Origin of the sequence: Pseudomonas salomonii, from assembly GCF_900107155.1 — a bacterium.
Classification (GTDB): Bacteria; Pseudomonadota; Gammaproteobacteria; order Pseudomonadales; family Pseudomonadaceae; genus Aquipseudomonas; species Aquipseudomonas salomonii.
On the sequence record NZ_FNOX01000006.1, the window covers coordinates 26,811 to 51,426 of the forward strand.

Annotated in this window: 22 protein-coding genes; 7 read left to right on the top strand and 15 right to left on the bottom strand. The window is 62.8% G+C overall.

Annotated features, from left to right (window positions below; translation table 11 throughout):
- Nucleotides 1-46: 46 nt before the first annotated feature.
- The 5 genes from BLV67_RS14630 to BLV67_RS14650 all read left to right on the top strand — a co-directional run bounded on the left by BLV67_RS14630 (nt 47) and on the right by BLV67_RS14650 (nt 5,957).
- The gene (locus tag BLV67_RS14630; protein WP_069788328.1) at nt 47-1,555 is read left to right on the top strand and encodes a sugar ABC transporter ATP-binding protein; all 1,509 of its coding nucleotides are present in this window, start codon (nt 47-49) and stop codon (nt 1,553-1,555) included.
- Nucleotides 1,521-2,513: an ABC transporter permease gene (locus BLV67_RS14635; protein WP_069788327.1), complete on the top strand. Its 993-nt coding sequence runs from the start codon at nt 1,521-1,523 to the stop codon at nt 2,511-2,513. Before BLV67_RS14630 ends, BLV67_RS14635 begins: the two co-directional genes overlap by 35 nt.
- Before the next feature lie 26 nt (nt 2,514-2,539).
- The gene (locus tag BLV67_RS14640) at nt 2,540-3,619 is read left to right on the top strand and encodes an alcohol dehydrogenase catalytic domain-containing protein (protein WP_065931161.1); all 1,080 of its coding nucleotides are present in this window, start codon (nt 2,540-2,542) and stop codon (nt 3,617-3,619) included.
- 3 nt (nt 3,620-3,622) lie between these two features.
- On the top strand, nt 3,623-5,155 hold the full coding sequence (locus BLV67_RS14645; RefSeq protein ID WP_069788326.1) for an FGGY-family carbohydrate kinase: 1,533 nt from the start codon (nt 3,623-3,625) through the stop codon (nt 5,153-5,155).
- Between the two features lie 76 nt (nt 5,156-5,231).
- Nucleotides 5,232-5,957, top strand: coding sequence for an SDR family oxidoreductase (locus BLV67_RS14650; RefSeq protein ID WP_069788325.1), 726 nt, complete (start codon nt 5,232-5,234; stop codon nt 5,955-5,957).
- On the opposite strand, the gene BLV67_RS14655 is transcribed toward BLV67_RS14650, so the two are convergent.
- The 15 genes from BLV67_RS14655 to BLV67_RS14725 form a co-directional block, all read right to left on the bottom strand.
- Nucleotides 5,954-6,958, bottom strand: coding sequence for a LacI family DNA-binding transcriptional regulator (locus BLV67_RS14655; protein ID WP_065931190.1), 1,005 nt, complete (start codon nt 6,956-6,958; stop codon nt 5,954-5,956). The genes BLV67_RS14650 and BLV67_RS14655 overlap by 4 nt on opposite strands.
- Before the next feature lie 58 nt (nt 6,959-7,016).
- Nucleotides 7,017-7,880 (bottom strand): LysR family transcriptional regulator, encoded by an 864-nt coding sequence (locus BLV67_RS14660; RefSeq protein ID WP_058421059.1) that lies wholly within the window; start codon nt 7,878-7,880, stop codon nt 7,017-7,019.
- A gap of 367 nt (nt 7,881-8,247) precedes the next feature.
- Complete coding sequence (locus BLV67_RS14665) at nt 8,248-8,490, bottom strand: hypothetical protein (RefSeq protein WP_176727937.1); 243 nt, start codon at nt 8,488-8,490, stop codon at nt 8,248-8,250.
- 101 nt (nt 8,491-8,591) lie between these two features.
- Complete coding sequence (locus BLV67_RS14670) at nt 8,592-9,992, bottom strand: amidase (protein ID WP_069788323.1); 1,401 nt, start codon at nt 9,990-9,992, stop codon at nt 8,592-8,594.
- Nucleotides 9,989-11,257: a Zn-dependent hydrolase gene (locus BLV67_RS14675; protein ID WP_069788322.1), complete on the bottom strand. Its 1,269-nt coding sequence runs from the start codon at nt 11,255-11,257 to the stop codon at nt 9,989-9,991. Before BLV67_RS14675 ends, BLV67_RS14670 begins: the two co-directional genes overlap by 4 nt.
- Before the next feature lie 14 nt (nt 11,258-11,271).
- On the bottom strand, nt 11,272-11,967 hold the full coding sequence (locus BLV67_RS14680) for an ABC transporter ATP-binding protein (protein WP_069788321.1): 696 nt from the start codon (nt 11,965-11,967) through the stop codon (nt 11,272-11,274).
- Nucleotides 11,967-12,716 (bottom strand): ABC transporter ATP-binding protein, encoded by a 750-nt coding sequence (locus tag BLV67_RS14685; protein WP_069788320.1) that lies wholly within the window; start codon nt 12,714-12,716, stop codon nt 11,967-11,969. The genes BLV67_RS14680 and BLV67_RS14685 overlap by 1 nt, the downstream gene beginning before the upstream one ends.
- Nucleotides 12,713-13,723, bottom strand: coding sequence for a branched-chain amino acid ABC transporter permease (locus BLV67_RS14690; protein ID WP_069788319.1), 1,011 nt, complete (start codon nt 13,721-13,723; stop codon nt 12,713-12,715). Before BLV67_RS14690 ends, BLV67_RS14685 begins: the two co-directional genes overlap by 4 nt.
- A gap of 1 nt (nt 13,724) precedes the next feature.
- Entirely contained in the window at nt 13,725-14,585 is an 861-nt protein-coding gene (locus BLV67_RS14695) for a branched-chain amino acid ABC transporter permease (protein WP_056861341.1), read from the bottom strand.
- Nucleotides 14,586-14,642: 57 nt separating this feature from the next.
- Nucleotides 14,643-15,845 (bottom strand): ABC transporter substrate-binding protein, encoded by a 1,203-nt coding sequence (locus BLV67_RS14700; RefSeq protein WP_069788318.1) that lies wholly within the window; start codon nt 15,843-15,845, stop codon nt 14,643-14,645.
- 245 nt (nt 15,846-16,090) lie between these two features.
- Entirely contained in the window at nt 16,091-16,858 is a 768-nt protein-coding gene (locus BLV67_RS14705) for a FadR/GntR family transcriptional regulator (RefSeq protein ID WP_017136273.1), read from the bottom strand.
- Nucleotides 16,859-16,967: 109 nt separating this feature from the next.
- Nucleotides 16,968-17,726, bottom strand: coding sequence for an alpha/beta fold hydrolase (locus BLV67_RS14710; RefSeq protein WP_065931150.1), 759 nt, complete (start codon nt 17,724-17,726; stop codon nt 16,968-16,970).
- Between the two features lie 100 nt (nt 17,727-17,826).
- Complete coding sequence (locus BLV67_RS14715) at nt 17,827-19,230, bottom strand: efflux transporter outer membrane subunit (RefSeq protein WP_069788317.1); 1,404 nt, start codon at nt 19,228-19,230, stop codon at nt 17,827-17,829.
- Nucleotides 19,223-21,196, bottom strand: coding sequence for a MacB family efflux pump subunit (locus BLV67_RS14720; RefSeq protein WP_058422322.1), 1,974 nt, complete (start codon nt 21,194-21,196; stop codon nt 19,223-19,225). Before BLV67_RS14720 ends, BLV67_RS14715 begins: the two co-directional genes overlap by 8 nt.
- 1 nt (nt 21,197) lies before the next feature.
- Nucleotides 21,198-22,370: an efflux RND transporter periplasmic adaptor subunit gene (locus BLV67_RS14725; protein ID WP_065931147.1), complete on the bottom strand. Its 1,173-nt coding sequence runs from the start codon at nt 22,368-22,370 to the stop codon at nt 21,198-21,200.
- Nucleotides 22,371-22,626: 256 nt separating this feature from the next.
- On the opposite strand from BLV67_RS14725, the gene BLV67_RS14730 reads away from it, so the two are divergent.
- Both BLV67_RS14730 and BLV67_RS14735 read left to right on the top strand, forming a co-directional pair.
- The gene (locus tag BLV67_RS14730; RefSeq protein WP_065931146.1) at nt 22,627-23,109 is read left to right on the top strand and encodes a sigma-70 family RNA polymerase sigma factor; all 483 of its coding nucleotides are present in this window, start codon (nt 22,627-22,629) and stop codon (nt 23,107-23,109) included.
- Nucleotides 23,110-23,228: 119 nt separating this feature from the next.
- Complete coding sequence (locus tag BLV67_RS14735) at nt 23,229-24,566, top strand: lysine N(6)-hydroxylase/L-ornithine N(5)-oxygenase family protein (protein WP_069788316.1); 1,338 nt, start codon at nt 23,229-23,231, stop codon at nt 24,564-24,566.
- The last annotated feature ends 50 nt before the right edge of the window (nt 24,567-24,616 follow it).

Below are 24,616 nucleotides of genomic sequence, written 5' to 3' on the forward strand. Positions count from 1 at the left end.
TGAACCGTGGGGCTTGAGGTCTCCTTCTGAATACGAGGTCGGCGGTATGAGCAGTCTTCTGAAGCTGGAAAATATCTGTAAGCGCTACCCGGGCGTACAGGCCCTCAAGTCCATCAACCTGCAGGTCGAGCGCGGCGAAATCCATGCGTTGCTGGGTGAAAATGGCGCGGGCAAGTCGACCCTGATGAAGATCCTCGGCGGTGTCGAGCATCAGGACGAAGGGCAAATTTTGATCGACGGCCAGGCGCAAAAATTTGCCACTTACCGCGACGCGATCGCTGCCGGTATTGGCATCGTGTTCCAGGAATTCAGCCTGATTCCCTACCTCACGGCGGTGGAAAACATCTTCCTCGGCCATGAGCTCAGCAACCGCTTCGGCCTGCTGCGCAAGCGCGAAATGGTCGAGGCCAGCCAGGCGTTATTCAAGCGCCTGGGTGTGAGTATCGACCTGCAATGCGCGGTCAAGCACCTGAGCGTGGCCGAGCAGCAATTCGTCGAAATTGCCAAGGCCCTGGCCCTGGATGCACGCCTGTTGGTACTCGATGAACCGACCGCCACCCTCACACCCAGCGAAGCCGAACTGCTGTTCGAGATCATGCGCGAACTCAAGCGCCAGGGCGTGGCGGTGATTTTTATCTCTCACCACCTGGAGGAGATTTTCCAGGTGTGCGACCGCATCAGCGTATTGCGCGATGGCGGTAACGTCGGCGTGACCGATGTGGCCGACAGTGATATCGACCGGCTCGTCGAAATGATGGTCGGCCGGCGCCTGGAAAACAGTTTTCCACCCAAACCCACGAAAGACCGTGGCCCGCTGTTGCTGGAGGTCAAGGACATCCAGTTGGTACGCAATGGTCCGCACAACAGCTTTCAGCTGCACAAGGGCGAGATCCTCGGCTTTGCCGGGCTGGTCGGCTCCGGTCGTACCGAGCTGGCGCTGGGCATGATGGGCGCGCTGCCGTCGGTGAGCAAAGACGTGTGGTTGCGCGGCGAGAAAGTCACCCTCGATGACCCGGCGCAGGCTCTGGCCCACGGCATCGGCCTGCTGCCGGAAAGCCGCAAGAGCGAAGGGCTGATCACCGATTTCAGCATTCGCGAAAACATCTCCCTGAACAACCTGCCCAAGTACCAGAACGCCTCGGGCCTGATCGACAAGGCCAAGGAATGCGCGAGCGTCGAGGCGTTGATGCGCCAGCTGTCGATCAAGGCGCCCAGCGGCGAAAGCCGGGTGTTCAACCTCAGTGGCGGCAACCAGCAAAAGGTTGTGATCGCACGCTGGATCAACCACCACTGCGACGTGCTGGTGTTCGATGAACCCACACGCGGCATCGACGTCGGCGCCAAGGCGCAGATCTACGCGCTGATGCGCAGCCTCACCGAACAAGGCTACGCGATCATCATGATTTCTTCCGAACTGCCCGAAGTCATCGGCATGTGCGACCGCGTCGCCGTGTTCCACAAGGGCGCCATCGTCAAGCTGCTGGAAGCGGCCGCCGTCAACCCACAAGAGGTCATGCGCCATGCAACAGGGGGCTCAAGTGAACAGGTCCATTAATACCGCCGACACCAGCCGTCTGCGCCTGAACCTGGCGCGGCTGCTGCGCTCGCCGGCGTTTTATCCCTTCGTGGGGTTGGTGGTGGTGACCCTGGTGATGATCTTCGCCAGCGACAACTTCCTCACCACCAGCAACCTGTCGAACATTGCGCGCCAGGTGTCGATCAACGCGATTATCGCGGTGGGCATGACCTGCGTGATTCTCACCGGTGGCATCGACCTGTCGGTGGGGCCGGTGATGGCACTGTCGGGCACCTTGACCGCAGGCCTTATGGTCGCAGGCCTGCCGCCGGGCCTGGCGATTGGCGCCGGCCTGCTGATCGGCGTGGCCTTCGGCATCGGCAATGGCGTGTTCGTCGCCTACCTGCACATGCCGCCGATCATCGTCACCCTGGCAACCATGGGCATCGCCCGTGGCCTGGGCCTGATGTACACCGACGGCTACCCGATTTCGGGGTTGCCGGAGTGGTTCGGTTTCTTCGGCCGCCAGAGCCTGTTCGGCGTCGACGTGCCGATCCTGATCATGCTGGTCACCTACTTTGCCGCCTATGTGTTGCTGCAACACACGCGTATCGGCCGCTACATCTACGCCATCGGCGGCAATGAAGAAGCGGTGCGTTTGTCGGGCGTACGGGCGGCGCGCTTCAAGTTGCTGGTGTACGGCATCAGCGGCCTGACCGCAGCGATTGCCGGGCTGGTGCTCACCTCACGCTTGATGAGCGGCCAGCCGAATGCCGGTGTGTCGTTCGAGCTGGATGCGATTGCGGCCGTGGTACTCGGCGGTGCGTCGATTGCCGGCGGGCGCGGGGTGATTGTCGGCACCTTGCTCGGCGCCATGCTGCTGGGCGTACTCAATAACGGTTTGAACATGCTCGGGGTCTCGCCCTACGTCCAGAGCGTGATCAAGGGCGGGATCATTTTGCTGGCGATTTTCATCAGCCGTCAGCGCCATAAATAAACACCTGACAAGAAAGGACCGAACACATGGACAAGCACACCGAGATGCAAGCCGTCGTCTGCCACGGCCCCAAAGACTACCGCCTGGAGCGCATCGGCAAACCCAAGGCGCGCCCCAATGAACTGGTGATCCGCATTGCCGCCTGCGGCATCTGCGCCAGCGACTGCAAATGCCACTCCGGCGCGGCGATGTTCTGGGGCGGCGACAACCCGTGGGTCAAGGCGCCGGTGGTGCCGGGCCACGAGTTTTTCGGCTACGTGGAGGAAGTGGGCGAGGGCGCCGGCGAGCACTTTGAAGTGGCGGTGGGCGACAAGGTGATCGCCGAGCAGATCGTACCGTGCGGCAAGTGCCGCTTCTGCAAGTCGGGCAAGTACTGGATGTGCGAAGTGCACAATATCTTCGGCTTCCAGCGTGAAGTCGCCGAAGGCGGCATGGCCCAGTACATGCGCATCCCCAAGACTGCCATCGTGCACAGGATTCCCGAGTCGGTGTCGCTGGAAGACTCGGCGCTGGTGGAGCCGATGGCGTGTTCGATCCACACCGTCAACCGTGGCGAAATCCAGCTCGACGACGTGGTGGTGATCGCCGGTGCCGGTACGCTGGGGCTGTGCATGGTCCAGGTCGCCGCGCTGAAAACCCCGAAAAAACTGGTGGTGATCGACATGGTCGACGAGCGCCTGGAGCTGGCCAAGCAGTTCGGCGCCGACGTGGTGATCAACCCGTCCCGCGACAATGCCCGCGAGATCATCAATGGCCTCACCGATAACTATGGTTGCGACGTGTACATCGAAACCACCGGCGTGCCGGCGGGCGTGACCCAAGGCCTGGACCTGATCCGCAAGCTCGGGCGTTTTGTCGAGTTCAGTGTGTTTGGCGCCGAAACCAGCGTCGACTGGTCGATCATCGGCGACCGCAAGGAGCTGGACGTGCGCGGCGCGCATCTGGGCCCGTATTGCTACCCGATCGCTATCGACCTGTTCGAGCGCGGCCTGGTGACGTCCAAGGGCATCGTGACCCATGACTTCCCGCTGGATGATTTCGCCGAGGCCTTCGCGTTGGCCAACTCAACCAAGTCGATCAAGGTGCTGTTGAAACCGGTGATTTGATCTATGAACTATGTAATGGGTGTCGACATAGGAACCCAGAGCACCAAGGCGCTGCTGGTGGATGGTCAAGGTACGATCATTGCCCAGCACAGCCAGGGGTATCGCGTCGATACCCCGAAAGTGCGCTGGGCCGAGCAATGGCCGCAGGTGTGGCTGGAGGCGGTGGAGGCGTGTGTGGCGCAGTGCATGGCCAAGTCCGGCGTGGCGGCCGGGCAGGTCAAGGCGCTGTGCATCAGCAGCCTGTACGGCGGTTCGGGGATCGCCGTTGACGCGCAGATGACGCCGCTGCACCCGTGCCTGATCTGGATGGACCGCCGCGCGGGCGAGCAGGTGGCGTGGGTGCGTGAGCACCTGGATCTGGAGCGCTTGTTCGAAATCACCGGCAACTCGGTGGACAGCTACTACGGCTTCACCAAGATGCTCTGGCTCAAGCAGCATCAGCCGCAGGTGTGGGCTGACACGCGCTACCTGCTGCCGCCCAACAGCTATATCAACTGGTGCCTTACCGGCGAATTGGCGGTGGACCATAGCAGCGCCGGCAATATTGGCGGGGTTTACGACGTGAAGGCGCGCGGCTGGTCTGCCGAGATGCTCGATGCGCTGGGCATTCCACAGGCCATGATGCCCGAGCGCTTGGTGTACTCCGGTGACGTGGTGGGCGGTTTGCTCGAAAGCTGGGCCACGCGCCTGGGCTTGCAGGCCGGTACGCCAATCCTGGCCGGCGGTGTGGATGCAGCCATGGCGACGCTGGCGGCGGGTGTTACGCAGCCGGGCAACCATGTGGCGATGATCGGCACCAGCATGTGCTGGGGTTACTTGAACCAGCACGTGGACGCACACCATGGGTTGGTGAGCATGCCGCACGTCTACAACGGCCATCGGGACCTGTACATCTTTGGCGGCGCGATCACCGCCGGGGCGTCGGTCAGCTGGTTTCGCGAGCAGTTCTGCCAGGCCGAAGAACAGCAGGCCCAGGCCAGCGGCCAGGACAGCCTGGTGTTGCTGGAACAGAGCGCCACCCAGGTGCCGGCGGGCAGCGAAGGTTTGTTGTTTTTGCCGTACCTGATGGGCGAACGCAGCCCGGTGTGGGATGACCGCGCCAGTGGCAGTTTCGTCGGGCTGAACCTGTACCACAGCCGTATTCACCTGTACCGCGCGGTGCTTGAAGGCGTGAGTTTTGCCCTGCGTCACAACATTGAAGCCGGTACCCAGGGCGCACATTCACTGGACCCACGCTTGATTGTGGTGGGCGGCGCGAGCCATTCGGATTTGTGGATGCAGATTATTGCCGATGTCACCCGCTACCCGGTTTACACCATCGTGCAGGAGGTGGAAGCGCCCTTGGGCGCGGCGTTGCTGGCGGCGCATACGGTGGGGTTGGTGAGTGATGACCAGATGGACAAAGGCTGGGTGCAGCTGGAACTGCGGGCGCAGCCCAAACGCGAGAATGTCATGACGTATGACCGGGCGTTTGCCGAGTACTTGAAGCTGTATCCAGCCCTCAAACCGATCATGCACAACCTGCAAACCAACTGAATTCACGCGGTCCAAAAGTGGGAGCGGACTTGCTCGCTCCCACACTGGATCTCCACTTTTTTCGAGACTGTGATCCATGACCACCACCTTCAACTTCACCCGCCAGCGCATCCTCGTCACCGGCGCCAGCAGCGGCATCGGTCGCGAAATCGCCCAACAGCTGATTGCCGCCGGTGCCGAGGTGTTCGCCCTTGGCCGCGACGCCGAAGCCTTGTCACAGCTGGGCTGCAACAGCCTATGCCTGGACATCGCCGACAGCATCGCCCTGGATAAAGCCCTGGCAGATTTGCCGCCCTTGCACGGCCTGGTCAACTGCGCCGGCATCTCGCGTCTGGAACCCGCCGTGGCCATCAGCGCTGATGCGTTCGATCAAGTCATGCAGGTCAACGCCCGCGCCGCCGCACAGGTCGCCAGCCGAGTGGCGGCAAAAATGATCGAAGCCAACATCGCCGGCAGCATCGTCAATGTCTCAAGCCAAGCCTCGCTGGTGGCGCTGGACGATCACCTCGGTTACTGCGCTTCAAAGGCTGCACTGGACGCGATCACCCGCGTGCAGTGCGCCGAGTGGGGCCGCTTTGGTATTCGCGTCAACAGCGTCAACCCCACCGTCACGCTGACGCCCATGGCGACCAAGGCCTGGTCTGACCCGGCCAAACGCGACCCGGCGCTGGCGGCCATTCCGTTGGGGCGTTTCGCACAAACCGTGGAAGTCGCGCTGCCGGTGCTGTTCCTGCTCAGCGATGCCGCCAGCATGATCAGCGGCGTGAGCCTGCCGATCGATGGGGGCTACACCAGCCGCTAGCCGTTTTCCAGCACGCCGGCGATCACCACTTTGTCCCGTGGCTTGTGCGGGTCCTGCAAGCGGTCAAGCAGCAGGCGTACCGCGCTGCTGCCGGCGAGTGAGGCGTCGTGGGCCACGCAGGCGATCGGCACGCCGAAGATATCGGCGAAGGGCAGGCGGTCGATGCCGCAGATGGTCAGGCTGTCGTGGGCGATGTTGTGCATGCGCAAGGCACGCAGGGCGCCGAGGGTGATCAGCTGGTTAAAACCCATGATCGCATCGGGCGCGGCCTGCTCGGCCAGGTAATCGAGGGTGTGCAGGTAAGACGGCATCAGCGTGTAGTCGCCGGCCTGCACTTCGACCTGAATATGGGGGTGCTCAGCCAGCACTTCGCGCAGGCCCTTGAGGCGTTCCACGGTGATACGTGAATGCTCCGGGCCGGTCAGTACCAGCAGACGTTTAAGGTCGGGTGTCTGGCGCAACAGGTAGTGCGCGGCCTGGATGCCGCTGTGGTAGTTGTCGAGCACCACGCGGCTGAACGGGCTGTCGTGGAGCGTGCGGTCGAGCAGCACCACCGGGGTTTTGCCGTTGCCCAGGCGCTCCAGGTAGTCGGGTTGGTAGCTGGGCTCGTCGGAGACCGGCGACAAGATGATGCCCGCCACGCGATAGCCCAGCAGAGTATCGACGGCTTTGCTTTCGAGCTCTTCCAGCTCATCGGTGTCCACCAGCATGATGGTGTAGCCGTGCTTTTTCGCCTCGCGGGAAATCGCCTTGATCATCTCACTGTAGAACGGGTTGTCGACCGACGCCGTGATCACGCCGATGATCAGGCTTTCACTGCGCTTGAGCCCGCGTGCGAAGGCATTGGGCACGTAGTCCAGCTCGCGCGCGACCTCGAGAATGCGCGCCAGGGTGGCGGGCTTGACCAGGTCGGGCTTGCTCAGTGCGCGGGACACCGTGATGGTGGTCATGCCCACCCGTTTGGCGATGTCGCTGATGGTGACGGACTTTTTCTTGTTCATCGGTAAGGCTGCGCTGGGAAACATCCGCAGGCTAGCATGCGCGCGGGCGTAGGGTGATTCAAATCAGCGGGTCCCAGCGTTGTGACCAGTCGCTTTCGGCCTTGACCACTTCGCGCAGCAGCCCCAGCGCCTGCTGCAGTACCGCTGAATCCCGCGCCCGTGAGTAGACCAGATAGGTCGGGAAGCTGAATTCCGGCGCTTTCGGGACGCGCTGCATGACGCCGCTGTCCAGGTAGCTTTGCACCACCCGCGTGCGAAAGTACCCGGCGCCGCCGTTCTCCAGGATGTACTGCAAGGCCAGCGGCCCGAGGTTGAAACTCAGCGCGGCGCGGGCCTTGTCGGGCAGCGCGGCGTCGTGTTGCTGGCGAAAGCCCTGGCCCCAGTCGATATACACGTAAGGGGCGGGTTTGCTGGTTAACTGCACCAGGATCAGTTTTTCTTCCAGCACTTGTTCGACCTGCAGGCCCGGCCAGTATTGCGGCTGGAATACCAGCGCGGCATCGAGTACGCCCAGTTCCAGTTGGCGCAACAGGTATTCACCCTCACGCACTTCGGTGCGCAGCGCATGGCCGGGGATCTGTTCGCGCAAGGCCTTGGCCCAGCCGAGCATCAATGGGTTGCACAGGCTGACTTCGCCGCCAATATGCAGCACATTGCGGTAGCCATCGGGCAACGGCAGGTCGCGCTTGGCGGCTTCCCAGGTTTGCAGCAATTGGTTGGCGTACACCACAAACGCTTCGCCATCGGCGGTGAGCCTGGCGCCTGCGCGGTTGCGCACGAACAGCGTGCTGCCCAACTGGCTCTCCAGGCTCTTGACCCGTGCGGTGATGGCGGTCTGGGTGACGTGCAGTTTCTCGGCGGCCGCGGCCAGGCTGCCGCAGCGGGTGATTTCGAGGAAGGTGCGTGCCAGTTCGATGTCCATGAAGCCCCCGGGGATGAATGGGGGACAGTGTAATGGAATGTGCTTGGGACTGGGGTGTGGGGGGGTGTTGGGGTGCTGGGTGTATACGCCGGGTTAGCCACGCTGAGCCAAGGATGGCCCAGCGCGACGGCCCACGGATTCAAGCCGGAGTGCGGCCATCGTGGTTGACGGGGCGCCTCAGATCAAGAGCCAGATCAAATGCAAAGCAAAAGCCTATCTACCTGATGCAACTCGGTTTAAATGTGGGAGCGGGCTTGCTCGCGAATGCGGTATGTCAGTTATAGATGAATTGACTGACCCACCGCATTCGCGAGCAAGCCTGCTCCCACAATTGATGATTGCATTTCAGCTCAAGGCAGGCCGAACCCTAGTGAATACCGATGGACCAACTTTGCGTGGTCTGGTCTTCGTGCCGCTGCTCCAGGTCATCCTCATACTGACAACGCGGCCCCTTGCACTTGTACTCGAACGTCACCGGCGCCTGTGTCTGAACCGGAAACAGCGATTTGGCCGTTACCGGCGCATCGTGTGGCACTGCCTCAAGCTCAGGCGCTTCGTAGCTCAAGTCCAACGCTGTGGCATGGACCATGGCCGGCAAGACGGCGAGCACTGCACTCGCCAGAAAAGTCCTTGTAAATCGCATCTGAAACAATCCGCGCAACAAAAAATGAAGCGCGGATTATAAGCCCGATGCCACCGCACATGCACGGTTCAGAGCCCGCGCGGCGCTTCAAGGTGTTCGGTAGGGAAGGCGTTGGCATAGGCCTGACACACCCTCAACACCTGCTCATCCGCAAACCGCGCACCCACCACATGCAAGCCCACCGGCAAGCCATTCGCCGCTAACCCGCAGGGCACCGACGCCGCCGGTTGTTGGGTCAAATTGAACGGATAAGTAAACGGCGTCCACTCCATCCACTCTGTCATCGAAGAACCCGGCGGCACATTATGCCCAGCCTCGAAGGCGGTAATCGGCATCATCGGCGAGACCAATAGGTCGTAGTGCTCATGAAACGCCGCCATCCTCGCCACCAACGCCGCGCGTGCTTCAAGGGCATCGTTGAAAGCGCCGAGGCTCAACTGCTGGCCGCGTTGGGCAATACGCAGCAAACCGGGGTCGAGCAATTGTTTTTGCGCATCACTCATGGAGCCCGTCAGGCGCGCCGCACCGGCTGCCCACAAGGTGCTGAACACCTCCAGAGGGTCGCTGAAGCCTGGGTCGATCTGCTCGACATGAGCCCCCAGTTGCACGAGACCCTCAACCGCCTGGGCAACCACGTTGGCCACTTGCGGGTCCACGTCCACATAGCCGAACGTGGGGCTGTAGGCCACACGCAAGCCCTTCAAATCCATAGCGCCCGACAACCACGGCGTATTGCGCGGCGCGCCGATCAGGCCATCGCGCGCATCCGGTTGCGCCACGGTTTGCAGCATCAGCACGGTGTCTTCCACGGTGCGCGTCATCGGCCCCAGATGCGACAGAATCGTCATGGAACTGGCCGGCCACTGCGGCACATAGCCGAAGGTCGGCTTGATGCCGAAGGTACCGGTGAACGCACACGGAATACGGATCGAGCCGCCGGCATCGCTGCCCTGGTGCAATACGCCCAGGTTCAGCGCCGCCGCCGCACCGGCGCCACCCGACGAGCCGCCCGCCGTGGTGCGCGTGTCCCACGGGTTGCGTGTGATGCCGTACAGCGGGTTATCGGTGACGCCTTTCCAGCCGAATTCCGGCGTGGTGGTTTTACCCAGCAACACCGCGCCGGCCTTGCGCATAAAGGCCGAGAAGGGCGCATCCACATCCCACGGGCCTTCGCCAGATGTGGTGCGCGAACCCTTGCGCGTCGGCATGCCAATGGTCAGCGTCAGGTCTTTGATCGAGGCCGGTACGCCGTCCAGGGCACCGCAGGGTTGGCCCTTGAGCCAACGTTGTTCCGAGGCCCGCGCCGCGTTCAACGCGCCTTGCGGGTCGACATGGCAGTAGGCGTTCACCACCGGGTTATAGCGCTCGATCCGCAGCAAAGCGTCTTCAGTGACGTCTACCGGTGACAAGGTCTTGTCGCGAAAATGCTGCAGCAGTTGCACCGCCGTCAGTTGGCCAATCTCACTCATGCCGCTTCTCCCTGCGCCGCGTTGACCATGGCGCGCAGCAACACGGCGCAGCCCGCTGCCAGGTCATCCGGCGCGGCGTTTTCGATTTCGTTATGGCTGATGCCGCCTTCGCACGGCACAAAGATCATCCCGGCCGGGCCGAGTTCGGCGACAAAAATCGCGTCATGCCCGGCGCCGCTGACAATGTCCATATGGCTCAAGCCCAGCGCCTGCGCACCGTCACGCACGGCGTTGACGCAGGCGGGGTTGAAGTCCAGCGGCGGAAAGTCCGCAGTGGGCGTCAGTTCAAAGGTCAAGCCGTGCCGGGCAGACGTGGCTTCGATCACGCCGCGCACTTCATCGACCATCGCTTGCAGCTTGTCGGCCTGCAGGTGACGCAGGTCGATGGTCATGTGCACCTGGCCGGGAATCACATTGCGCGAACCGGGGTGCAGGTTCAGGCAACCAACCGTGCCGCAGGCGTGGGGTTGCTGTTGATGGGCGATGCGGTTGACCGCGCTGATCACCTCGGCGGCGCCCACCAGGGCGTCCTTGCGCAGGTGCATGGGCGTCGGGCCGGCGTGGGCTTCGACGCCGGTGAGGGTCAGGTCGAACCATTTCTGGCCGAGGCAACCCATGACCACACCGATGGTGGTGGCGCGGTCTTCCAGCACCGGGCCTTGCTCGATATGCGCCTCGAAATACGCGCCAACCGGGTGGCCGAGTACCGCGCGCGAACCGGCGTAGCCGATGCGCTGCAATTCGGCGCCTACCGACAGGCCCTGGTCATCGAGTTTGTCGAGGGTGTCCTGCAAGTCGAACTTGCCGGCAAACACCCCGGAACCCATCATGCACGGCGGGAAGCGCGAGCCTTCTTCGTTGGTCCACACCACCACCTCGATGGGGGCTTGGGTCTGGATATTCAGGTCATTCAAGGTGCGGATCACTTCCAGCCCGGCCATCACGCCGTAGCAGCCATCGAACTTGCCGCCGGTGGGCTGCGTGTCGATATGGCTGCCGGTCATCACCGGCGCCAGCGTCGGATCAAGCCCTGGACGCCGCGCAAAAATATTGCCGATGGCATCGACACTGACGCTGCACCCGGCGGCCTCGCACCATTGCACAAACAGGTCACGGGCCTGGCGGTCGAGGTCGGTAAGGGCCAGGCGGCACACGCCGCCTTTGGCCGTAGCGCCAAGCTGGGCCAGGTCCATCAACGATTGCCACAAGCGGTCGCGGTTGATCAGCGGGGCATTGCTCTTGAGCGGTTGCGCAAAACTATTCATGTGCAAATCTCCGGTCAGGCACTCAGGGCCAGGTAGCGGTTCTTGATGCTCGGGTCGGCGCGGAAGTCAGCGGCGCTGCCCTCGTACACCACGCGGCCCTGTTCGAGCACGTAATGGCGGTCGGCAAGCTTGTCGCAGACCATCAGGTTCTGTTCCACCAGCAACACCGGCAGGCCGTCGTCCTTGACCTTGCGCAGGATCTTCACCAACTCGTCGACGATCACCGGCGCGAGGCCTTCGGCGGGCTCGTCGAGGATCAGCAGCTTGGGGTCGTTGAGCAGCGCACGGGCGATGGCGAGCATCTGTTGCTCGCCGCCGGACAACGCGTGGCCGGCGTTTTTACGCCGCTCCTTGAGGCGCGGGAACATGCCGTACACGTCTTCAAGCTGCCAGCGGCTGGTCTTGCGCACGGCGATACGCAGGTTTTCCTCAACGGTCAGCAGGCGGAAAATCCCGCGATTCTCCGGCACCAGCGCCAAACCCTGACGGGCGATCTCAAAGATCTTCTGGCCCACCAGCGCCTGGCCATTGAAGTGAATCTGGCCCTGGCGCGGGCAGATAATCCCGAGGATGCTGCGCAGCGTGGTGGTCTTGCCGGCGCCGTTACGGCCGAGCAGCGTCACCAGTTCGCCGGGATTGACCGTGAGCGACACGCCTTCGAGCACATGGCTCTTGTCGTAGTAGGAATGGATATTCTCGACAATCAGCATCAGGCAGCCTCCCCAAGATAAGCCGTACGCACACGCTCATCGGCACGCACAAACTCCGGCGTGCCTTCCACCAGGATCTGCCCGTGACTCATCACGGTGATGCGTTGGCTGATGGACATGACAATGCTCATGTTGTGTTCGATCAACAGCACCGTGTGGTCGCGGCCGAGGTCGCTGATCAGCTGGGTCATGATCGGAATGTCATCGATGCCCATGCCCGACGTCGGTTCGTCGAGCATCAGCAGTTTGGGTTTGGAGCAGATCGACATGCCGACTTCCAACACCCGTTGCTGGCCGTGGGACAACTCGCCCGCCAGGGTGTCGGCGCGACGGGTGAGTTGCAGACGCTCCAACACTTGATCGGCCATCTCCAGATGCTCGCGCTTGCTGTCGACGCGGCGCCAGAAGTTCAGCGCCCGCGCGCCGTCGCGGCCTTGGGCGGCCAGGCGCAGGTTTTCGCGCACGCTGAGGTTCTGGAACAGGCTGGTGAGCTGGAACGAGCGCGCCATGCCCAGGCCGACGCGGCCGTGGGCCGGTTTGCGCATCAGGTTCTTGCCGCCAAAATGAATCGCTCCGGCGGTGGCCTGGCGCTCGCCGGTGAGGCAGTGAAACAGGCTGGTCTTGCCCGCGCCGTTGGGGCCGATAATGGTGTGAATGGTGCCGGCTTCGACCTTGAGGTTGACGCCGTTGACCGCATGGAACGCGCCATAGGCCAGTTCCAGGTCCTTGGTTTCCAGCAGGATGCTCATAGCCCTTCCTCCTTGGCGACGACGGCGCTCTTGCGGCTGCCGCGTACCCGTTCGAACAACGACGCGAGGCCGCCCCACAAACCACCGCGCATGAAGATCACCACGAAGATCAGGATCACGCCGAGCAACATCAGCCAGCGCGGCCACAGATCGGAGAGGAAGTCCCCCAAGAGCACGATGGAACCTGCGCCCAGCAATGAGCCGAACAGCGAGCCGGTGCCGCCGACGATGGTCATGATCAGAATGTTCTCGGACATCGCCAGGTCGATGTTCGACAGCGGCACAAAGTGCAGCAGCATGGCGTACAGCGCGCCGGCAATACCGGTGACCGCGCCGGACAGCACGAACACCAGGATCTTGAAATGCCGCGTGTCATAACCGATGGCCGAGGCGCGGGTTTCGTTTTCGCGGATCGCCATCAAGGTGCTGCCGAACGGCGAGGCGATCACCCGGCGCGCGCCGATAAAGATCAACAGGAACAGCACCGCCACAAAGCCATAGAACACGCGGGCGTCGGCCAGCGACAGCAGCACGGTGTCACCGATACGGATCTCCGGGCGCGGCACGCTGAGCAGGCCGTTGTCGCCACCGGTCCAGTCGCTCAAGGTGTAGGCGACAAAGTAGGCCATCTGGCTGAACGCCAACGTGAGCATCACGAAGTAAATGCCGGTGCGCCGGATCGCCAGCGCACCGACCAGAAACGCCAGGAAACCACCGGCAAGGGCCGCGCCGAGCAATGCGCTGAACAAGCCCAGTTGCAGGTGGATCATCAGCAGCGCCGCGCAATACGCACCGGCCCCAAAGAAGATGCCTTGGCCGAACGACAACAGCCCGGTGTAGCCCAGCAACAGGTTGCAGGCCAGCGCGGCGAGGGCAAAGATCAGGATCTCGGTGGCCAGGGTCGCCGAGGGCAGAATCAATGGCAAGCCGATCAGCACCGCCAGCACCCACAGCAACATGGCCTTGGATTGGGTCTTGGCAAACGGCAGGGGGTTTTTCTCGCTCATGTCAGGCTCTCCCGAACAGGCCGTAAGGGCGTACCAGAATCACCACGGCCATCGCGCCGTAGATCATCAGGCTCGCGCCTTGGGGCCAGAGTGTGGTCATCAGGCTTTGCACCACGCCCACCAGTAAACCGCCGACCAGCGCACCGCTGAACGAGCCCATGCCGCCGATCACCACCACCACGAAGGCCACCCCGAGGATCTCCGGGCCGACAAAGGGTTGCGCGCCGCGCAAGGGCGCAAACAGCACACCCGCAACACCGGCCAGGGCCACGCCGAGGGCAAAGGTCATGGAAAACAGCCGGAAGATATTGGTGCCCAGCAGCGACACGGTTTCGGTGCTTTCACTGCCGGCGCGCACCAGGGCGCCGAAGCGCGTGCGCTCCAGCAGCAGCCACAAGGCCAGGCCGATCAGCGCGGAAAATACGATGAGGAACAGGCGGTAGTAGGGGTAGACGAAGTCACCCACCACCAGTACCCCGCGCAACAGTTCCGGCACGGCGACGCTTTTGCCCACCGGGCCCCAGATCATCACGCTGGCTTCCTGGATGATCAGCGCGATCCCCAGGGTCACCAGGATCTGGAACATGTGCGGCAAGTGGTAAATCCGCTGGATCAATAGTCGCTCGATCACCCACGCCAGCGCGGCCACCACCAGCGGTGCAATGAGCAGCGCCAGCCAGAAGTTGCCGGTGAGGCTTACGGCGGTGTAGCAGATATACGCACCCAGCAGAAAGAATGCGCCGTGGGCGAAGTTGACGAAGTTGAGCAGGCCGAAAATGATCGTCAGCCCGACCGCGATCAGGAAATAGATCATCCCCAACCCCAGGCCGTTGAGGATCTGGAACAGGTAAAGATTAAGCATGCAGTAACCCTCGGCAGGCAGCCGCTCGCGCGGCCCTGCGCTAAGCAATTCAGAGGATCAGGCGAGCGTGCAGCCCGTCGCCTCGACCGGCGGGAACGATTGCCCGGCGCTGAGCACCTTGGCCAGGTCGTCCTTGTCGGCCATGTCGCCGGCGGCTTTGCCGATCAGCAGGTAGTAATCCTTGATCACCTGATGGTCGCCGGCGCGGATCGACTCCTTGCCGGTCGGGCCTTCGTAGCTCAAACCTTGCAGGGCTTTGGCCACGGTCGGGCCGTCGAAGCTGGCGGTGCTGATGATGGTTTCCAGCATGACTTTGGTGCTGATGTAATCAGCCGCCAGCGGGTAGGTGGGGTTGATACCGTATTTGGCCTGGGTGAGCTTGACCAGTTCACGGTTGAGCGGGGTGTCGACCTGGTGCCAATACTGGGCGCCGAGGTACACGCCTTCGAGCACGTCGCTGCCCAGTTCCTGGAACTGGTCGAGCCCGGCGGACCATACCAGCAGCACTTTCATGCGCTCCTTGATCCCGAAGTTCACCGCCTGGCGCAGGGTGTTGGACGACTGGCTGCCGAAGTTGAGCAGCACCAGTACATCGGGCCTGGCGGCGATGGCGTTGGTCAGGTAGCCGGAGAATTCCTGTTCCTGCAGCGAGTGATAGCTGTTGCCGACATGTTCCAGGCCATTGTCCTTGAGCACGGTTTTTGCGCCTTCGAGCAAGGCTTCGCCAAACACATATTGCGGCGTGATGGTGTACCAGCGCTTGGCGTCGGGCAGCAGCTTGATCAGCGGCAGCAGGGTTTCGCGGATCGCGCCGTAGGTGGGCACCGACCAGCGGAAGGTCGCCTTGTTGCAGTCTTTGCCGGTGACTTCATCGGCGCCCACCGGGGTCATGAATACGCCGCCGACCTTGTCGACTTCCTTGGCCACCGCCAGTGCCGAGGACGACAGCGTGCAGCCCTGGAAGAACCGTGCGCCGTCCTGCTGGATCGCCTCCTGGACCTTGCGCACGGCTTTGCCGGCATTGCCTTCGGTGTCGATGACCTTGTAATTGAGCGGGCGGCCGAGAATCTCGGGGTGCTGTTCCACCGCCAGGCGCGAACCCATGTCGGCAAATTTGCCATAGCTGGCAAACGCGCCGGACATGGACTTGAGGCCGTAAAAGGTAAAAGGCTCGGCGGCGAATGCAGAGCGCACACTCAGCGGAAGGCTGAGCGCGGCGGCGGCGGTGAGACTGGCTTTCAACAACGTACGACGCTGCATGGGGTGACTCCCTGGTTTAGTTATTGGCAGGAGCGGCAAGGGCGATACGGTGGAGCAAGGGCCTGTGGGCAGGCCTGTTATTGAATTGAGTGAAACGGTCTAACGCTTGGAACCGGGTCAAAATGTGGGAGCTGGCTTGCCTGCGATGGCATCAGCCAGGTTCAACTGATACACCCAGGTGCCCGCGTCGCAGGCAAGCCGGCTCCCACAATGAATGGGTTTGCAGTTTGGGATCCTGGGTGTTCTTAAGAGTGATCAAACTCCAGCAAAAAGTGCGGGCTGACCTCGCCTTCCAGCGCCGTCATGTGGTGTTCGGCGTCGCACATATGTTCATGCATCAGGTTGCGCACGGCGGTTTCATCCCCGGCGCGAAAGGCCAGCAGCAACTGCTTGTGGTAATCGAGGTTGGCCGCGTCGAACTGTTTGCGCTTGGGCTTGTAGGCTTTTTTCAGCACCACCAGGTCGCGTAGCAGGTCGTTGAGAAACTGCGCCATAAAGCTCAGCAGCGGGTTGGGGCAGGCCTTGGCCAGCAGGTTGTGAAATTCCAACTCGGCCAGGCGCTGTTCGCGTTGGCCGGCTTCGCTGTCTTCGGGGGCGCTGCAAAAATCCACGTTGTCTTGCAGGGCTTGATAGTCGTCTTCGCTCAAGCGCCCCAGCACCGACACTGCCAACTCCACCTCGATGACCTTGCGCAGTTGGTACACCTGCTCGCCATCCAGGTGCTGGAAGTGCAGGTAGTTACGCAACGCGCGGCTGGCCGGTTCAGTGCCGGCCTGGTTCAGGTACGCGCCACCACTGGGGCCGGTGCGTGTGCTCACCAAGCCTTCCACTTCCAGGGCCTTGAGTGCTTCACGGGCCGAGCCTTTGGAGCACTGGAAACTTTCCATCAACTCGCGCTCGGTAGGCAGGCGGTCGCCGGGCTTGAGCGCGTCGGTGACGATCGAGCGTTTGACCGACTCGACAATCACATCGGACAGCTTCTGGCGTTTGCGTCGTAGCGGGCGGCTGAGCATGTTGTTTTATTGATCCTATTAATGCGGATTAATAGCACTTAATAACGATTGAGCCGGAGCGTCAACGCAAGGTGTCGTTTTCGGCCTGAGGTGGTCGCAAATACGCGGGTTATTCCCAGCTGCCGAGGTCGAGGCAACGTGTGGAAGCAGGCGGCTGTTTCCCGAATACGAGAAAATCGCCGACCCAGCGGTTGATGCACCCGGCGCCGGTGCCAGGGCGGGCCGGCTCCTTGAGCAGCAATTGCTCGATGCCGGCGGCGACCGGCTCGGCCTGCTCGGCATTGACCAGCACCATGCGTGCGACGCGCTCGGGAAACAGCGCGGCATAACGACTGCCAAGGCGGGTGGCCAACGCGTTGCCGAGGTAATTGAGTTGGGCCTCCCCGAGTTGGGCACGCACATACTCCATGTCGAGCGCCGCTTGCTCAACGCCATTGGCTTGGCTCAGGTCACGGGGGCTCAGTTCGATCACGTCATAGCGGTTGGTCAGGGTGCGATAGGCCTGGGTTGAATAGGACTCCCAGCGGCTGGTCAGGTGCAGGGCGAAGGTTGCGCCCTGGCCCTTTGGCGGCTCGCCACCCTGGATAAACACCACACCTTCACGGCTGAGCGGCTGGCGGGCGCCCACGCGGGTCAGGGCCAGGCGCACGCTGCCGCGTTTGGGCGCGGCATGGTCGCGTGGCACGCTCACACTGGCGCATTGAGTGCGTTCCAGCACCTCGGGGTCCGGGCGCTCCTGGGCGGGGAAGGGGCAATCCAGCAGCCAGTCGATCGCGGTGGGCGCGATCAGCGGCTCGGCCAACGCCTGGCCCGCGAGCAGCCAGAGGCCGATACACGCCAGGTTTTTTACCAGAACGCTGGGTTTCATCAAGAGGGTCCGGGCTGCCGTGTGAGGGCGGCTTTTTTACCAAGGACCCAGGGTCAAAGAATGTAGGGCGAATAAACGCTTTGTGTAGGAGTTTACAGTTTTATTGTCGGATATCCGTATTCCAGCCGCCGCCCAGCGCTTTGTACAAGGCAATGCTGGCTTGCAGCCGTGACAGCCGCAACTGCACGTTCAAGTCCTGGGCGGCGAACAAGGTGCGTTGGGTTTCCAGCACCGTCAGCAAGTCCTCGGCGCCTGCCTGGTAGCGGCTCTCGGAGATCTGGAAGGCGGCCTGGGCCTGTTGCAGTTCTTCGGCCTGCCATTGGCGTTGCTGGTCCAGGCGCGTGATGCTGCTGAGGGCTTTCTCCACATCGGCAAAGCCGTTGATGATGGCGCCGCGATAGGCTTGCAGCAGCTCGTCCTGGCGGGCGCGGGCCTTGTCGCGTTCGGCGCTTAAACGGCCATTGTTGAAGATCGGCGCCACCAACCCCGAGGTCAGGGTGTAGAACGGGCTGCGCAGGATATCTTCAGCTTTATAGGCGCCGGAGCCGACTGTCGCGCCCAAGGTCACGCTGGGCAGCATCGCCGCGCGTGCCACGGTGACGTCGGCACTGGCCGCCGCCAGTTGCGCCTCGGCGCGGGCCAGGTCGGGGCGGCGGCTGAGCAATTGGCTCGGCACGCCGGGGCCAATGGTTGGCCAGGTCAGCGCCTGGAACGGCTCGGTACCCAGGTCCAGGGCTTGTACCGGCTGACCGAGCAGGGCGGCGAGGGTGATCCGCGATTCTTCGGCCACCTGCGCAATCAGCGGCAATTGCCGTTGCTGGCCGGCCACCAGGCTTTTCTGTTGGGCCAGCTCCAGGGCGGTGGCTGCGCCTGCGTCGTAGCGGGTTTGCACCAGGTTCAACACACTGCGCGCATTCGCCAGGTTCAGCTCGGCGATCTGCTGGCGTTGCTGCGCGGCGAGGGTTTGCGCGTAGCGGTCGGCGACGTTGCCGAGCAGGGTCAGCTCCACGGTGGCCTGGTCAAACTCACTGGCGCGCAGGCTTTGCAGGGCGCTGTCGCGGGCGGCAACGCGGCCACCCCAGAAGTCCAGTTCATAGCTGGCGGTGAGGTTGGCACCGAAACTGTCGACGGTCTTGTTGCTGTCGGTGGCGTCCAACGAGGCATTGCCGCTGCCGCGCAGCAGCTTTTCACGGCTGGCGGTGAGGTTGAACTTGACCTCAGGCAGCAACGGCGCCCCGGCAATTACCGCACTCGCCTGGGCCTGGCGCACCCGTGCCATGGCGGCGGCCACGTCATAACTGTCGCGTCGCGCCTGATCGATCAGGCGGTTGAGCGGCGGGCTGGCGAAGTGTGTCCACCAGCGTTGGTTGGTCGCCTGGGTGGCATCGCGTTCGGCGTACTGCCAGGCGGGCGGCGGTGCGAGGCCGCTGTCGACGGTTGGCGGGTTGCCGGTACAGGCGTTGAGCAACAGGCACACGCCCAGCAGGGAAGATCGTTTATTCACTGGTCAACGCCTTAACCGGATCGAGCCGGGCAGCTTTACGGGCCGGCATAAAGCCGAATACGACACCGGTGACCAGCGCACAGCCAAACGCGCCAAACACCGCCACCAGGGAAAACTGCACCGCCACCTCGGCCAGTATCAGTACGCCGCCCACCAGCAGCGCGAGGGCGATGCCGAACAAGCCGCCGACCACCGAGAGCATCACCGCCTCGGTGAGGAACTGGCGCAGGATGTCGCGCTGGCGCGCGCCGGTGGCCATGCGAATGCCGATTTCGCGGGTGCGCTCGCGCACGGTCATCAGCATGATGTTCATCACACCGATCCCGCCCACCAGCAGGGAAATCGCCGCAATCGAACCGAGCATCAGCGACAGCGTGTTGGCCGTGCGGGCTTCGGCCTGGATCATCGCGGCGTTGTTGGTCAACTGGTAGTCACGCTTACCGTTGTGCAGCTTGAGCATCAGTTGATCAATGGCCATTTCAGCTTCATGGACCTTGCGTGCATCGGCGGCGGCGATCGCCACGTATTCGGGGTTGTACGTGCCGAACAGGCGCACGCTGGCGGCGGTGTAGGGGATCGCTACGCGGTCGTCGCTGTCTTTATTGCCGGAGGCGGAGCCTTTTTCGGCGAGCACGCCGATGACCTGGAAGGGCACGTTTTCGATCAGGATGTATTGGCCGATCGGGCTGGCGACGTTTTTGAACAGCTTTTCGCGGATACGGTGACCGATCACCGCGACGGTCGCCCCGGCGCGCTCGTCTTCCTGGGTGAAATAGCTGCCCTCGACCACCGGCCAGTTGAAAATCTCGGGGAAGTTGACGTCGTTGCCGCCTACATAGGCCAGGTAGTCCAGGTTGCCGAAACGAACCCCGGCGTCGTTGCCGTTGACCGGCATGATGCGCTTGACCTGGGGCAACATCGCCAGTGCCGCGACATCGTTGAGGGTCACGATACCCGGCGGCGTGCGCGGGTTGGGCGAGGAGCCGCTGAGGTAGATGATATTGGAGCCGAACGCGCCCATCTGCGCCATCACCTGGCGCTTGCTGCCTTCGCCGACGGCCAGCATCACCACCACGGACGCCACGCCAATCACAATCCCCAGCAGCGTCAGCGCGGTGCGAAAGCGATTGATCCACATCACCCGCCAGGCTGCGCGTATGGCATCGAGCAGTTCGGCTTTCCAGGCACCATTGTGCTCGGCCCCGTCGGCCAGGCGCTGGCGCAGGTCGACGGCTTGCAGCGCGTCGCTGTTGGCGGTGACCGGCACATGGGTGTCACTGTGCGCCGAGTCGCTGATGATCAGCCCGTCGCGGATCTCGATGATGCGGTTGGCCCGCGCCGCCACTTCGCGGTCGTGGGTAATCAGGATCACCACATGGCCCTGGTTCGCCAGTTCGTCCAGCAGGGTCATCACCTCGGCGCCGCTGTGGCTGTCGAGGGCACCAGTGGGTTCGTCGGCGAGGATGATATGCCCGCCGTTCATCAGCGCGCGGGCGATCGACACCCGTTGCTGCTGGCCGCCGGAGAGTTGGTGTGGGCGGTTGGCGGTGCGGTCGGCCAGGCCCAGGCGCGTGAGCAGGGCTTTGGCGCGGGCATGCCGCTCGGTGGCACTGATACCGGCATAGATCGCCGGCATCTCGACGTTTTCCTGGGCCGAACCGGACGGAATCAAGTGGTAGCCCTGGAACACAAAACCAAAGGCTTCGCGGCGCAGCCAGGCCAGTTCGTCGCTGCCCAAGTGCGCGACGTTTTCGCCGGCGAACAGGTAGTCGCCTTCGGAAGGGCGGTCGAGGCAGCCGAGGATGTTCATCAGCGTGGATTTGCCCGAGCCGGAAGCGCCGACGATGGCGACGAATTCCCCGGCATGGATCGACAGGTCGATCCCGCGCAGCACGTCGACCTGCGGGCTGTCGCCGCCGCCGTAGGATTTGCGGATGTTTTTGAGTTCGATCAGCGGCGTGGTCAACTCAACCCCCGTTGCCGTCGGCTGGGCCGATCAACACGTGATCGCCCTCGCTGAGGCCGTCCAGCACTTCGACGCGCAAACGGTCACTGATACCCAGGCGCACGTCGCGCGCTTCGATCGAGCCGTTTTTTGCCACCACGCGGGCGGTTTGCTTGTCGGTGCCGTGGCTGCCGAGCAAGGCCGCGACCGGCACGGTGAGCACATCCTTGACCTGGCTGGCGACAAAAAACACCTGGGTGGTCATCTCGGCCATCAGGGCATTGTCGGTGTTGTCCACATCCAGCAGCACCGTGTACAGCACCACACGGCCGCTCCCGCTTTTGCTGGTGCTGCTGGGGCTGCCGTTGCCCTGGCTGGTTTCATTCAGGGGCTTGGGCGGGATCGGCAGGATCTGGCGCACGGTGCTGGTCCAGCGCCGGCCGCCGCCGCTGAGCGTGGTGAAATAGGCAGTCATGCCGGGTTTGACGTGGCCGATATCGGCTTCGGAAACCTCGGCCCATACAGTCATCGGCGATAACTTGGCGATGCGCAGGATCAGCGGGGTCTGCTGCTGGGCGTTGAGGGTCTGGCCGACGCGTGCGTCTACCGCCACCACCGTGCCGCTCATCGGCGCGAAAATGCGCGTATAGCCCAGTTCGGCCTCGTCGCTGCGCAGGCTGGCCTGGGCCTGGCGGATCTGCGCCTGGAACATGTCGACCCGTGCCTGGGTGGCGCTCAGCTCGGCCCTGGCGGTTTGCACGTCTTCTTCGCGGGTGGCGTTACCGGCCACCAGGCGCTGCTGGCGCTGGTATTTCTGGCGCGCCAGTTCGTGCTGGGCTTTCTGCTCCTGCAACTGGGCCTTGAGGTTGTCGATGGCATAGCGGCTGGCGTCAAGCTTGGCCTGTTGCGTGGCGGGGTCGATTTCTACCAGCAACTGGCCTTCTTTGACCTGGTCACCGGCCTCGACATGGATCTTGCGGATTTGCCCGGATGCCTGTGCGCCCACGTCGACATAGCGGCGTGGTTGCAGGGTGCCCAGCGCCGTGACGCTGTTTTCGATATTGCCACGGGTGACGGTGACGGTGGCGAGGCTGTCGCGGCCCGGCGGCAATATCTGCCAGGCCGCCAGTGCAGCGATGGGAATCAGGCACGCGACAACCAGCAGGGCGCGTCGGGCGGGGCGAGGGCGTTTCATGCGTTGTTTCCAGCCGGGAATGTGGGCCGCAGTTGCGGAGGGCTGACAGTTATACGAGAAAATTGCCCGACGATTTAGGCGCTTACATAGGTAGTAACAGCTCTGTCGAATAAAAAAATCGACGGTTGATGCAAGACTTGTTTAAAAGTAGATGAGAATTACTATAAATTGCACACACTCAAACTGCCATCATCCATGGCCTGTCGTCGTTAGCACTCAAGGAACTGATGCCGTCCCCCCAGGACGGTCGGGAGTCATGTTGGAAAACTACTATCGCGAGCTGGTGTGTTTCCTCAACGCCAAGCTGGGCAACCGTCAGGTGGCCGAAGATGTGGTGCATGACGCCTATGTGCGGGTGCTGGAGCGCGCCAGCGATACGCCGATCGAACAGCCGCGCGCATTTTTGTACCGTACTGCGCTGAACCTGGTGATCGACGGCCATCGGCGCAATGCCTTGCGCCAGTCCGAGTCCCTGGAGGTGCTGGACAGTGAAGAGCGCTTCGCCACCTGTTCGCCCCACGCCAGTCACGATCAGGCCCAGCGCCTGGCCCTGCTCGAACGAGCCCTGGCCGAGCTGCCCAGCGCCTGCCGCGACAGCTTCCTGCTGCGCAAGCTCGACGGCCTTTCTCACCTGCAAATCGCCGAGCGCCTGAGCATTTCCCGCAGCCTGGTGGAAAAACATATCGTTAATGCCATGAAGCATTGCCGGGTGCGCATGCGCGAGTGGGACGCGCACTGATCGCAGATTAGTTAAATTTTATTTCATTGTCCTCGTTTCCTATCAACACATGGCCTGTTGTTCAGGCTTTGCAGGTATTCCCGCCCCACCGCCAAGGGGCTTATCCAGAGGACACTGGAATGACACAGGCAATTGCTTCGCCCGCGGTTCACGACCTGATCGGGATCGGTTTCGGCCCTTCGAACCTGGCGCTGGCCATCGCCCTGCAGGAGCGTGAAAAAGCCCAGGGCAAACTGGACGTGGTGTTTCTCGACAAGCAGGCCGACTACCGCTGGCACGGCAATACCCTGGTGACCCAGAGCGAACTGCAGATTTCGTTCCTCAAGGATCTGGTGACGCTGCGTAACCCCACCAGCCCGTACTCGTTCGTCAATTACCTGAAGGCCCACGACCGCCTGGTGGATTTCATCAACCTGGGCACCTTTTACCCGTGCCGCATGGAGTACAACGACTACCTGCGCTGGGTCGCCGGGCAGTTCCAGGCCCAGGCGCGGTATGGCGAGGAAGTGCTGGCCATCGAGCCGATCCTGCACCAGCAGCAGGTTGAAGCGCTGCGCGTGATCTCCCGTGATGCCCAGGGCGAACAGCATGTGCGCACCACCCGCTCGGTGGTGGTCAGCGCCGGCGGCACGCCACGTGTGCCGGAGGCGTTCAACGCGCTCAAGGAAGACGGCCGAGTGTTCCACCATTCCCAATACCTCGAGCGCATGGCCCGGCAGCCGTGCGTGGAGGGCAAGCCTATGCGCATTGCGATCATCGGCGGCGGGCAGAGCGCGGCCGAAGCCTTTATCGACCTCAACGACAGCTTCCCGTCGGTGCAGGTGGACATGATCCTGCGCGGTTCGGCGCTTAAACCGGCGGATGACAGCCCGTTCGTCAACGAAGTGTTCTCGCCGGCCTTTACCGACCTGGTGTTCCAGCAAGTCGGCGCCGAGCGTGAGCGCCTGGTGGCCGAGTACCAGAACACCAACTATTCGGTGGTTGACCTGGACCTGATCGAGCGCATCTACGGGATTTTCTACCGCCAGAAAGTCTCCGGCATCAACCGCCAGGCCTTCCGCACCATGACCGTGGTCGAGAAAGCCACAGCCGGGCCGCTGGGCATCGAACTGGCACTGCGCAACAACGCCAACGGCGACACCAGCGTCAGCCATTACGACGCGGTGATCCTGGCCACCGGCTACGAGCGCCAGATGCATCGCGAACTGCTGGCGCCCCTGCAAGCCTATATGGGCGACTTCGAAGTGGCGCGCGACTATCGGATCGTCACCGACGAGCGCTGCAAGGCCGGTATCTATATCCAGGGCTTCAGCCAGGCCAGCCATGGGTTGAGCGACACCTTGCTGTCGGTACTGCCGATTCGGGCCGATGAAATTGCCGCCTCGCTGTATGAAAACGATCGTCACCGTGGCAAGGCACGCTCGGTGCAGGATTTGCTGCTGGCCACGGCCAGCTGACAAGCTGTACTTGTGACTGGTGGGGCTGCCTGATACTGTACAAAAAACCA